Source organism: Acinetobacter sp. 742879, assembly GCF_000588535.1.
Lineage (GTDB): Bacteria > Pseudomonadota > Gammaproteobacteria > Pseudomonadales > Moraxellaceae > Acinetobacter > Acinetobacter pittii.
The window spans coordinates 85,266-97,483 of record NZ_JFYC01000009.1 but is presented as its reverse complement, the minus strand read 5'-3'; the positions used below and the strand labels follow the sequence as shown (position 1 = coordinate 97,483).

General features: G+C 39.2%; 10 protein-coding genes. 3 read left to right on the top strand and 7 right to left on the bottom strand.

All coding sequences use genetic code 11. The features are described 5' to 3' along the window. Window positions 1-62 precede the first annotated feature (62 nt). Window positions 63-773, bottom strand: a complete 711-nt coding sequence (locus J690_RS16475) for a glutathione S-transferase family protein (protein WP_032036987.1) — start codon at window positions 771-773, stop codon at window positions 63-65. Between the two features lie 123 nt (window positions 774-896). Between J690_RS16475 and J690_RS16470 the strand changes: the two genes are divergently transcribed. Further along, window positions 897-1,775: a LysR substrate-binding domain-containing protein gene (locus tag J690_RS16470; protein WP_081405211.1), complete on the top strand. Its 879-nt coding sequence runs from the start codon at window positions 897-899 to the stop codon at window positions 1,773-1,775. Between the two features lie 71 nt (window positions 1,776-1,846). On the opposite strand, the gene J690_RS16465 is transcribed toward J690_RS16470, so the two are convergent. From J690_RS16465 to J690_RS16455, 3 genes are all read right to left on the bottom strand, one after another. After that, window positions 1,847-3,628, bottom strand: coding sequence for an acyl-CoA dehydrogenase C-terminal domain-containing protein (locus J690_RS16465; protein ID WP_032036985.1), 1,782 nt, complete (start codon window positions 3,626-3,628; stop codon window positions 1,847-1,849). 167 nt (window positions 3,629-3,795) lie between these two features. Next, window positions 3,796-5,598 (bottom strand): acyl-CoA dehydrogenase C-terminal domain-containing protein, encoded by a 1,803-nt coding sequence (locus J690_RS16460; RefSeq protein ID WP_005804712.1) that lies wholly within the window; start codon window positions 5,596-5,598, stop codon window positions 3,796-3,798. Window positions 5,599-5,888: 290 nt separating this feature from the next. Then, a complete protein-coding gene (locus J690_RS16455) occupies window positions 5,889-6,266 on the bottom strand; it encodes a hypothetical protein (RefSeq protein ID WP_032036984.1) in 378 nt (125 codons plus the stop codon). Between the two features lie 132 nt (window positions 6,267-6,398). Here J690_RS16455 and baeS point away from each other — a divergent pair, with 132 nt between their 5' ends. Beyond that, entirely contained in the window at window positions 6,399-8,057 is a 1,659-nt protein-coding gene (gene baeS / locus J690_RS16450) for a sensor histidine kinase efflux regulator BaeS (protein ID WP_016143070.1), read from the top strand. A gap of 21 nt (window positions 8,058-8,078) precedes the next feature. Beyond that, window positions 8,079-8,765 carry a response regulator gene (locus tag J690_RS16445; RefSeq protein ID WP_032036982.1) on the top strand — a complete coding sequence of 229 codons (687 nt, stop codon included), beginning with the start codon at window positions 8,079-8,081 and terminating at the stop codon, window positions 8,763-8,765. A 70-nt stretch (window positions 8,766-8,835) separates the two neighbouring features. On the opposite strand, the gene J690_RS16440 is transcribed toward J690_RS16445, so the two are convergent. The 3 genes from J690_RS16440 to J690_RS16430 form a co-directional block, all read right to left on the bottom strand. After that, the gene (locus tag J690_RS16440; protein ID WP_014207621.1) at window positions 8,836-9,417 is read right to left on the bottom strand and encodes a L,D-transpeptidase family protein; all 582 of its coding nucleotides are present in this window, start codon (window positions 9,415-9,417) and stop codon (window positions 8,836-8,838) included. Window positions 9,418-9,485: 68 nt separating this feature from the next. Next, the gene (locus J690_RS16435; protein WP_032036978.1) at window positions 9,486-10,928 is read right to left on the bottom strand and encodes a protein adenylyltransferase SelO; all 1,443 of its coding nucleotides are present in this window, start codon (window positions 10,926-10,928) and stop codon (window positions 9,486-9,488) included. Window positions 10,929-11,027: 99 nt separating this feature from the next. Next, window positions 11,028-12,200, bottom strand: a complete 1,173-nt coding sequence (locus tag J690_RS16430; protein ID WP_016143072.1) for an acyl-CoA desaturase — start codon at window positions 12,198-12,200, stop codon at window positions 11,028-11,030. Window positions 12,201-12,218 lie beyond the last annotated feature (18 nt).

Sequence of the window (12,218 nt, the reverse complement as noted above, 5' to 3'; positions counted from 1 at the left end):
CGTTTTTATGAAGATTTAATTCAACTCAGGTAGTAAGGTGATATCCACTATAAATACAAAGACTATTTCAAATTTTTATACGGTTGAATGACATCTTCAAATACAACATGGCCTAAAAAGTTACCTGTACTCTTTACGGATTGTTCTTGTTCAATTGCATGCGCAAATTTAACCGCCGCCTCATTTTGTAATTGTTCATAAAGTCGTTTGCAGTTTGGAAATTGATCAATATCAATAACATTATGATATTTCAACCATCGTGCGATACCAGCGTAGTATCCGTCTACAAAAGACAATTGATCGCCCATTAGCCAAGTTTGATTTATCAGACTATTTTCTAAAGCGGTAAATGCTTTTTTAACTTGGACTGCTCCATATTCACGTAATGCTTGTTTATTACTTTCTGATGAAGAGTGTTCAAGACTATACCAGAGTGGGCTAAATGCATTGAATAAAGTCGTATTCAAAAAAGCTAGTTTCTGATTAAAGAGATTAAATTGTTCTGTTCCTTGTTCATAATGAAAAGCCGCATTCAGGCTTTTTGCCATGATATGGTTCAAGATAGCCATGCTTTCCGTTAAAACTTTACCATTATCGTAGAGCAGTGCAGGTGTTTCACCGACTGGATTAATTTGGCGGTATTCCTCGGTATTACACTGAGCCGGCATCTCAATTCTACAGAGTTGATAAGGTAAACCTGACCATTCCAAGGCAACAATTGAACCAAATGAGCAGCCAGAAGGTACGCCATAAAATAAAGTGAAAGTTGACATGATGATTACTCTTTTTTGATGTGTAAAATCATCATAAGTCGACAGAAAAGTTTCTAGTAGTCATGTATTATGAAACTTATTGTCTACATATATGGACATTGAAGAATGCTACTCAGACAAAACTTGAATGATGTTTATCTCTTTGTTGTTGCTGTAGAGCATCAAGGATTTTCTGCCGCAGCTAAACAGCTCAATTTACCTAAATCAACTATTAGTAAGCGTGTTGCAATATTAGAAAATAAGCTGGGCTTAACGTTAATTCATCGTAGTTCACGTAGTTTTGTCTTAAGCGAATCAGGAAAACTGTTTTATCAACATGCCAAAAATGCAGTAGATGAGTTTCGTTATGCAGAAGAAAATCTATTAATACAACAACAAGAACCAAGTGGTGTAGTCAGGCTCAGTGCTTCTGTGCCCATTGCTCAGTATCTTTTATCTGATTGTTTGCCTGAACTTGCAGAACATTATCCTAAGTTATTATTACAAGTAGAGGTAACTGATCGTTACGTTGATGTTATGAGCGAAAACTTTGATATTGTGATCCGTAGTCATTTTCAACCATTGCCGGATTCTGGATTAATTCAACGTGTACTTAAAAATGATAAAATCATTGCTGTTGCAGCACCTACCTACTTAATGAAATCGGTTCCTATACATACACCAGAAGATTTGCTTAAACACGAAGGTATATGGCCTGAATTGCAAATGAATCCATGGCATTTTCAAAATATAAATGGTCAGAAAGAGATAGTACGTCCAAACATCCGCTTTGTAGCAAATGAGTCGGAGATCTTAAAGGGGGCTGCAAAAAGGGGATTGGGTATTACGCTTTTACCTGAAACTTTTTGTATGAATGAACTATCTGAGGGTAGCTTAATTCATGTTTTGCCAGACTGGTCTGCTGGTAGCGTAACGACAAGTTTATTGATGTTGACAAGACGAGGGCTTTTACCCAGTGTCAATATTACTGCTGACTTCTTGGTCGAGAAATTAAAAACTTAAAAGTTATCTATCTTTTATGATTAGAAATAAAAAAACGCCTGATTATTCAGGCGTTTTTATGAAGAGCTTAATTAAGCTTGATTAGTAAAGTAATCTTCACTAAAGCCCATAATTAAGTCAGAACCAGCTTTGATTTTAGCAATACGCGCATCAATATCCGGCAAGATACGTTCAACAAAGTACTGAGCCAAAGCAAGTTTGTTCTGATAGAAATCACCAGACTTATCTTTAGCAGCGGCAGCAATTTTTGCAAACATATATGAGAAGCTGAGTAAACCAACCGCATGTAAATAATCAACCGCAGCTGAGTTCGGGAACTCTACATTTTCAGCAGCTTGCTCAATAATAAACTGAGTGATTGCTTCAATTTCAGTTGCAGCATCTAAAGTTGCATCTTTAATGAAGTTCAAGTCAGTGTCTAGGTCATTCGCAAAGTCACGAATTTCAGTGATGTATTCAGCGATGAATGCACCGCCACATTTAATGGTTTTACGACCAATTAAATCTTGAGATTGAACGCCGTTGGTTCCTTCGTAGATTTGAGCAATACGAAGGTCACGAATACATTGTTCCATACCCCATTCACGGATGTAACCGTGACCACCAAATACCATTTGAGCATCTAAAGTTGCTTGGAATGCTGTATCTGTGAGGTAAGCTTTTGCAATTGGAGTTAAAAGCGCAACGCGGTCATTGGCTTTTTTCACTGCTGCTGCATCAGTTGAGAATTTAGTAATATCGAGTTGTTGACCTACATAGACAGCAAATGCACGAGATGCTTCATTATTGGCACGTACATTTAACAACATACGACGTACATCACCATGCACTAAAATGCTGTCAGCAGGTTTGTTTGGTGATTGAACACCAGCTGCACTACGACCTTGTAAACGGTCAGTCGCGTATTGAGCAGCATTTTGATAAGCAAATTCAGATGCACCTAAACCTTGAATACCCATTGATAAACGTTCGTAGTTCATCATAACGAACATTGCAGCAAGGCCTTCGTTTTCTTTACCAACGAGGTAACCTTTAGCTCCATCAAAGTTCATCACACAAGTTGCAGATGCTTTGATACCCATCTTATGTTCAATAGAACCTGGGCCAACATGGTTACGGTCGCTTAAAGAACCATCTTCATTTACAAGGTATTTCGGTACGATAAATAACGAGATACCACGTGAACCAGCAGGGGCATCCGGAGTTTTAGCAAGTACCAAATGAATGATGTTTTCTGCTAAATCGTTGTCACCGCCAGTAATGAAAATTTTAGTACCGGTAATGTTATATGTACCGTCTTCATTACGTTCTGCTTTAGTTTTGATAATACCTAAGTCAGTACCTGCATGTGGCTCGGTTAAGCACATGGTGCCTGACCATTCACCTGAATAAATCTTAGGTAAATAAGTTTCTTTTTGTTCTTGAGATGCGTAGCTGCTTAAAGCCATACCTGCACCCACTGAAAGAAGCGGGTAAAGCATGAAAGATGGGTTAGTCGCAAATAACATTTCATCAGAAAGAACGGTGAGCATTTTTGGCATGCCTTGACCGCCCCATTCTTCATCGGCACCTAGGCCAATCCAACCACCTTCTGCATATTGACGAAATGCATCTTTAAAACCAGCTGGTGTGAATACTTCGCCGTTTTCATAGCGAGCACCTTCTTCGTCACCGGTACGGTTTAATGGATGAGTCACGTTCTGAGCAAATTTAGCCATTTCTTCTAAAATTGCTTCAGCTGTTGCAGCATCTACATGAGCGAGTTTCTCATTAGACTGCCAAAATTGTTCTGCTTTAAATACATCATTTATGATGAATTTCATATCAGCTAAAGGAGCATTGTAAATTGGCATAATCGTTCACCTTTTTTGTGCACATTGGCCTGTGCTAGATATCCTGTAAAACGAAATGGATATGGAATTTAAAGTGTAAATTTATCATTGATTTTATAAAAAAAGGACCGTCAAAACTGAGCAGTCCTTTTTTGTTTTTTAACATTGCATATCGCAACTAACTATGGTTAGAAAGCGAAATGTTCAGCGTCTAATGACATTAATGGATCTAGACCACCAGCGATCACATCTACGTGAGAACGTACACGTGGCAAGATTTTCTTGAAGTAGAAACGAGCAGTAGTTACTTTCGCATTGTAGAAGTCAACATCGGTTGTACCTTCTGCCAATTTTTCTTGTGCTACAAGCGCCATACGAGCCCATAGATAAGCTAAAGTGATATAACCTGCGAAGTATAGGTAATCTACAGCAGCAGCACCGACTTCATCTGGGTTTTGCATCGCGCGCATACCGATTTGCATAGTAAGATCGCCCCATTCTTTGTTAAGTGCCGCAAGCGGTTCAACAAATTCTTTCATAGCAGCATTGTCTTTGTTTGCTTCTACGAATTTATGGATGATCTTAGTGAAGTCACGTAGCATTGCACCTTGAGTTTGCAATACTTTACGACCTAACAAATCAAGTGCTTGAATTTCAGTTGTACCTTCGTATAAGCAAGCAATACGTGTGTCACGTACGATTTGTTCCATGCCATGCTCAGAAATAAAGCCATGACCACCGAAGACTTGTACACCGTGCTTAGCAGATTCAGAACCTGTTTCAGTTAAGAATGCTTTTGCAATTGGAGTCAATAAAGACAAGATGTTGTCAGCAAACTTACGCTCTTCTTCAGTTTCGCCTTTTTCAACGATATCTGCGTATTGAGCAAGTAAGTAAACAAGAGCACGACCGCCTTCAGCAAACGCTTTTTGAGTTAAAAGCATGTTACGAACAGCAGGGTGAACGATAATAGGATCTGCTTCTTTTTCTGGAGCTTTAGGACCAGAAAGTGAACGCATTGCTAAACGTTCTTTCGCGTAAGTCAACGCACCTTGGAAAGATGATTCAGACGCTGCTAAACCTTGAACCGCAGTACCAATACGCGCTGTGTTCATGAAGGTGAACATACAGTTCAAACCACGGTTTTCAGGTCCAATCAAGTAACCTTTAGCTTGGTCAAAGTTAATGACACAAGTTGCGTTACCATGAATACCCATTTTGTGTTCGATAGAACCACAACGTACCGCATTACGTTCGCCAATAGATCCATCTGCATTTACATTGAATTTAGGAACGATGAATAATGAGATACCTTTAGTACCTTTTGGTGCGCCAGGTAGGCGAGCAAGAACGATATGGATGATGTTCTCAGCCATGTCATGTTCACCAGCAGAGATAAAGATTTTCTCGCCAGAGATTGCATAGCTACCATCAGCATTTGGTTCTGCTTTAGTACGGATAATACCCAAGTCTGAACCTGCATGAGACTCAGTTAAGCACATCGTACCTGTCCAAACACCTGAAACAAGGTTTGGTAAGTAAGTATTTTTTTGTTCATCAGAACCATGATGCTCTAATGTACGTACAGCTCCGTGAGACAAGCCTGGGTACATGCCCCATGCCCAGTTAGAGCTACCTACCATTTCAGAAATTGCGATACCTAAAGAGTTAGGTAAGGCCTGACCACCGTATTGTTCTTCTGCTGATAAAGACGGAAAGCCAAGTTCAATATATTTTTGATAAGCTTCTTTAAAACCTGTTGGAGTAGTGACTACGCCATCATTCCAAGTACAACCTTCACGGTCGCCCACTTGGTTTAAAGGAGAAAGTTCATTTTCACAGAAGTCAGCAGCAGCTTCTAAATATTGATCAACCAATTCACGGCTTACGTTACCTTGGAAATCAGGTAATTTTGCATAGTGTTCTTCAGCATTTAATAATTCATGCAAAACAAATTGCATATCACGTAAGGGCGCTTTGTATTGTGGCATATCGGGTTCCTCAATACTGGTGAAACCAGAGTTATAATCTTAATCTATGAGAATGTGCCATGAGGCACCTTGGACTATTACATCGTGCAACAACTTGCATAACTGCACAAGCACCTCAGGACCTTTACTTTGTGACTGCAAAGTCAAGAAAAAAATGCTTAAACTAGCTAAGTGCTTTGAGTGTAAACACTTTTGGTTATGTTTATATGATACAAATAGTCAAAATCGTAAACAGTTATGTATAAACAAAAAGGCGCCTATAGGCGCCTTTTTGTTTCATAATTTTAGAATTATTTTGCTGGAGCTGGTACTGGAGCAGGAGCGTTAACTGGTGGTTGAGGGCGCTTTGGTTCAAAACGAAGGTTACAAGTACCTTCAAGTGTCTTATCTCCAACTTGAACATTTACTGTTTGTCCATTCGCTTTACCATCACATGCTTTTTGGATTTGTTCAAAGCGAGCTTGATGTTCTGCGCGGTGCTGTTCCCATGCAGCTTTTTGTTCTGGAGTGAACTCACGGTGCTTCATACGGTGGTGACCCTCACGTGGGCCATCTTGCATCATTCCACGCTCTGGTTTAGGTGGTTGAGTTGTCGATTGACACGCAGCCAAACTTCCCATTGTTACAATTGCCGCACTGAATAATGCAATTTTTGCCGTCATTTTCATATCTAAAGCCTTTTAATGTTGTGTTTTAAGATGGCTTAAAGATTAGATAATAAAGATGTAGAAACAATGGAGAGTTTTTCTTTTCGTTGTTGGTTACAATGCCAAATATAGCGTAAAAATGAGAGAGTGCTTTTGAACGTTCTACGTGTTCCCATTGCATTACGGTTATTTTTGACAGTCTTGCTCACCACATTACTTATTGCGACTGCAAGCTTGAGCGTTTTGCACTGGACAATGCAAAAGAACTTTGCCAAATATGTAGCCGACGTTGAAATGCAGAAGCTTGACCGTCTCATTACTAATTTGGGTGATGTCTATACGGTTTACCATGATTGGGGGAATGCGATTCAGGCACAGATTTTACAAATTGAAGGAACCGCGGCTCCCGATGACTACGATCGTCTCTCACAGTGGTGGCTTCGTCGTCAATATGACATTGCCATACAGCAGCATTCTTTTGATGAACACGCGCTTATCAATATTTCTCCTCAAGTTGCACCAACTAATAAAAATAGTATTTTTAGTGAGGAAGAGTTAAGAACGCTTGAGCAAAATTTACCTTCACAATATCAACCCTTTGAAGGGTTGCGTTTCCCTTTAAGTGCTAACCAGTTTCGTCCAAGTGATGATAAAAATAAATCAAAGAAGGGAAGCTTAAAAGATATTGAAACGCAAAATGGTAAGAAGCGTTTTATCGCTTTACCAGACCGCTTAGGATTGAGTTCGCGTTTATCTTTATATGACGCGCAGCACCAGTTTGTAGTAGGTGAACCACCTTCTTCAGATCAGATGTCATTTCGCCCGATTATCTTAAACAATCAAGTGGTTGGATATTTAGGTTTAAAACCTGTTTTAGATAAAGAAGATGCTTTGAGTATTAATTTCTTTAGTAACCAAAAGCGCTATTTACTCTTAATTTATGCTTTAACCTTACTTTCAAGTTTAGTTGCAGCGCTTTTGATGGCGACTTATTTTAAAAAGCCGATTCAGCGTTTATTAAATGCAACCAATGAATTAACGAAAGGAAATTATCAACATCAAGTTGTTATTAAACGAAATGATGAGTTGGGCGATTTATCAACCCAATTGAACCATTTAGCAGAAATTTTACATCAGCATGAAGAGTCGCGACGTCAATGGGTGGCAGATACCTCTCATGAATTAAAAACGCCTTTGGCTGTATTGCAAGCACAAATTGAAGCGATGCAAGACGGGATTCGAAAAGCAACTCCTGAACATTTAGATGCGATGATGCGTCAGGTTTCAAGCTTGAAAAAATTGACCCAAGACCTTGCAGACTTGGCGCAGGCAGATGCTCAGCAGCTTAAGTGTTATTTGAGCTCTGTAAATCCATGGGAAGTGGTACTACAAGAAGTTGAAAACTTTAAACCCAAACTTGAGCAGGCTGGTCTCGAAATTCAAGTTGAAGGAACAAGTTCTCCGCTATTATTAGACCGTGACCGTTTTAAACAGATTGTTGTTAATTTAATTAGTAATAGTATTCGTTACACGGAAACAGGTGGCAAAATTCATATTCATACAAGTCAGACTCCTCAAGAGTGGACTTTGTATGTGGATGACAGTCCGTTTGGTTTAAGTGATGAGCAGTTATCCCGTTTAGGTGAACGTTTCTATCGCGTAGATGATTCGCGTACGCGTAGTACAGGTGGAACAGGGCTGGGCTTAGCTTTGTCTTGTAAGATTGCGCAGGCGCTTGGTGGTACACTCAGTTTTGAACATTCACCATTAGGTGGTTTACGTTGTGTACTTACTTTTAAAAAGCAGAGTTAAATATAAAAGGAAAAATATCTCATGAAACATGTGATGTTGGTTGAAGATGAAATCGAATTGGCGCATTTGGTGCGTGATTATCTTGAAGCTGCCGGTTTTGAAGTAAGTATGTTTCATGATGGTCAAGATGCCTATGCGAGTTTCCAGCAACGTAAACCAAATTTGATGATTCTGGACTTAATGGTTCCACGAATGGATGGTTTAACGATTTGCCGTAAAGTTCGTGAACAATCAGATTTACCAATTATTATGGTCACTGCCCGTACCGAAGAAATTGACCGAGTATTAGGTCTTAACATGGGGGCTGATGATTACGTATGTAAACCATTTAGCCCAAAAGAGTTGGTGGCTCGTGTACAAGCTGTTTTACGCCGTTTAGAGCGTAAGGCAGAACCTGAACAAAATGATTCTTTCCGAATTGATAAAGCACAACAAAGAATTTGGTATCAACAAAAATCGTTGAGCTTAACGCCAACCGAATTTCGCTTACTTGAGCTATTTTTAGAGCATGTGGGGCAAGTTTATTCACGTGCACAATTATTGGATCACATTAATCCGGACAGCTTTGATGTTGCCGATCGTGTGATTGACAGCCATATCAAAAACTTGCGCCGAAAAATTAGTGAAGCGGCTGAAACTGGTAACCGTCATGAATGGATTCAAGCCGTTTATGGTGTAGGTTATCGCTTCGAATATCCTGAAGAGTAAGTCTTCATAAAAGTTATTCTGTGGATAACCACAATGTTATCCACAGAAAATGTGGATAGTTTTAAAGATTTTATGGATAAATTATAATCTTGGTATGATTGGGTACTAATTGCCAAATTTCATCTATATCTACATTTCTAACCGCGATACATCCTAACGTCCAATCCTTATGGGGCATGTAAGTCGAGCTAAAAGGCATCGAGAGTAATGATTTCGGAACAGATCCATGAATCATGATATCTCCTCCCGTTGGTTGATTATGTTGCTTGGCATAAGCAATATCTTTCGCATCGGGATAGGAAATATGCAAAGATTTATAGTAAGCACTTTGTGAGTTTCGCCAATCTATAGAATAAATCCCTTCAGGTGTTCTACCATCATTTTCAAAGTGTTTATGTCCTTTGGGATTAAAACCGAGACGAATCGGATATTGCCGAATCACGTCCTGATTACTCTTGAGCAGAAGTAGGCGTTGGTTTTTAAACACTTCAATTGAGGTAACTGGCTTGGTCTTGATTATTTCTTGGATCTCTTCATTTGAGAGGGCTTGATGGCTTGACGTAAAAGTCGGTAAATATTTTTCATAATTATAAAAAGCGATTCCCAGTGGAACTATAAGAAATGTACAAATAATGAGGGGTTTAATTTTCATATATTATTCTTTGATGTGTAAGAAACTCTCTTAAGCTAAGTGGCTTAAGAGAGTTTAGTTTTTTAATATTAAGATGAACAGCTCACTGCTACATCTGGAACATCACTTGGGAACGGACCTAAATCTTGTGGTTGCTCAAGCTCTGGTTGTCTTGTGTATGGGTGATTAAGTAGCTTAAATAAACGATCTACTTCACTAAAATCATCTCGTTCAGCTGCTTCAATAGCGCGCTGCGCCATGTGATTACGTAAAATATAAATCGGATTTGCTTTTTGCATATTTACATCCAGCTCATCAATATCTTGATGTTCACGAATGCTTTCATATTGGCTAAGAAACTCATCAAACTGTCGAATATCAAGACAATCATCTCGTAGAGTTTTATATTCTTTATTTTGAAGACGAATAAAACTTTGAGTGTAATCGAGTTGTTCAGTTTGTAAGATTCTTAAAAACGCAAAACTACAATCAAGGCTGTCTTTGTGGAAATGGGGAAGTCCCATTTTTTGACATAAACCTTGTCCATAGTGTTCTAAAAAGATTGGTTCAAATTGTTCTAAGCAACGTGCTAACTCTTCTTTGAACTTATCTTTTTGTTCAGGTTCAGCAAGTGGAATCAAGTTGTTTAACCACGTCCATAAATTCCAATGGCCTATGCTTGGCTGATTTTGATAAGTATAACGGCCTTGATAATCTGAGTGGTTGTTGATCCAGTTCGGACGGAAGCGCTCCATAAAACCATATGGACCAAAATCGAGTGTTGAACCAGTAATATTTAAGTTGTCGGTATTCATTACGCCATGAGCAAAGCCAACCAATTGCCATTTCGCAATCATAATTGCAGTACGTTCAACTACCTTTTTGGCAAAGGATAAAATTGGATTTTCAGTTTCTAAGCATTCTGGATAATGCCATTCAATACATTTTTGAGTGAATTCTGACAGCAATTCAGGCGCATATTGATTAATCCATTCGAAGTGTCCTAAACGAATATGACATTCAGATGTTCTAAGTAGCATTGCGCCTAACTCTAGTTTTTCACGCAGTACACCTTGAGTCGAGGTTGTAAAACCGACTGCATGACTAGATGCGACGCCTAAAGCATTTAAAGCATGTCCTGCTAAATATTCACGGACCACAGAACGTAATACTGCTCGCCCATCTCCCATTCTTGAATAAGGCGTAGGACCTGCACCTTTGAGATGAAGGTCGATGGTTTGGCCCTTTGTATTTAGTATTTGCGCAATGAGTAAGCCACGTCCATCTCCGAGTTGTCCTGCCCATTGTCCGAATTGATGACCCGCATAGACCATAGCAAGAGACGGAAATTCAGGGAATGTACGCTGTCCACTACAGATCTCAACCCATGCATTTTTATCGTCTTCTGACCATTGTAGTTCATCAGCCAAAGCACTGTTAAAATGTCCTGCTTTTGCACCACGTAAAGGTGATGGCTGCTGAACATGAAATAATTTAGACGGAAGTGAAGGGTAGAGCGAATTAAACTGCATAGGCTTAGCAAAATAGAAAGAGCAGATTTCACTATACCATAGTTAAAAAGCAGGCATAAAAATAGCTCCCGAAAGAGCTATTTTAGATCAGAATTTATTTTAGTCTGACACCACATTGGTATTCTTTTTAACACTACGCATGAGTGTTTCTAAGCATTCGCGGTGATGACTTAAACGGTGTTCAAGCAATTGGAAATCAACTTTAAGCTTATGATCCATTCTATGAATCTTTTCAGCCATTGCTGCTTTTTTCGCTTGTAACTCTTGTTCTTTAAGTTTTGCCCAATCATTTAAGGTGTGTGTAAATGCTTCGTACTCTTGTGCAATACGTTGCTTCATTTGAGTAATGTCTGCATTTACATCATGACCATAAATAGCGAGGTCTTGTTCAGCGTATTTAAATTTCATCGCCAGTTCTGCTTTCTTAATATTAAAGCTTGGAATACGACGTAAATTTTTAGCTAAACCAATTTTAGAACATGACCAGATCAACCATTTAGTTGGGTCATATTGCCACCATTTCACACCATTACGATAGTCGTATTGGAAGATATGGTGATAGTTGTGGTAACCCTCGCCCCAAGTGGCAATGGCTAACCAGAAATTATCACGTGCTGAGTTTTCGTCTGTATAAGGACGTTTACCAAACATATGGCAAAGTGAGTTAATAAAGAATGTAACTTGATGGCTAATGATTAAACGTACTAGACCACCCAAGAGTACTACACCCCATAGATCGCCAGTTGCCCAACCGATTAAGCCTAAAATACCAACATGAACAGCAACTACGAGTAAACCATAGTATTTATGCTGGAACATGACCAATTTATCATTGAGTAGGTCTGGTGCATTTTTAAAGTCTGGCTCTGATGGTGAATGATCACGGATCATCCAACCCATATGCGCATACCAAAAACCACGCTCAATTGAATATGGATCTTCATCAACATCATCAACATGTCGATGGTGAGTACGGTGACCAGATGCCCAGAACAAAATACTATTTTGCACGGCAAATGTTCCACCGATCATTAAAAGAATTTTAAGCGGTAACGATGCTTCATAAGCTCGGTGAGCCCAAAGGCGATGGTAACCAGCAGTAATCCCCATACTACTTAGAGCTAAAAGAAAAAATAAGCTTACCCATGCGCTTACACTAAAATCATAATAATACGCATAAATCGGGATTATTATTGCGGCAAGAATTGGTAAACCAATTAAGGTAATGCTAGCGGTCCAGTTAATTGGGGCTTTGAGTGGGGCGGAAGTCATATCCGGCAGCGCTCCTAG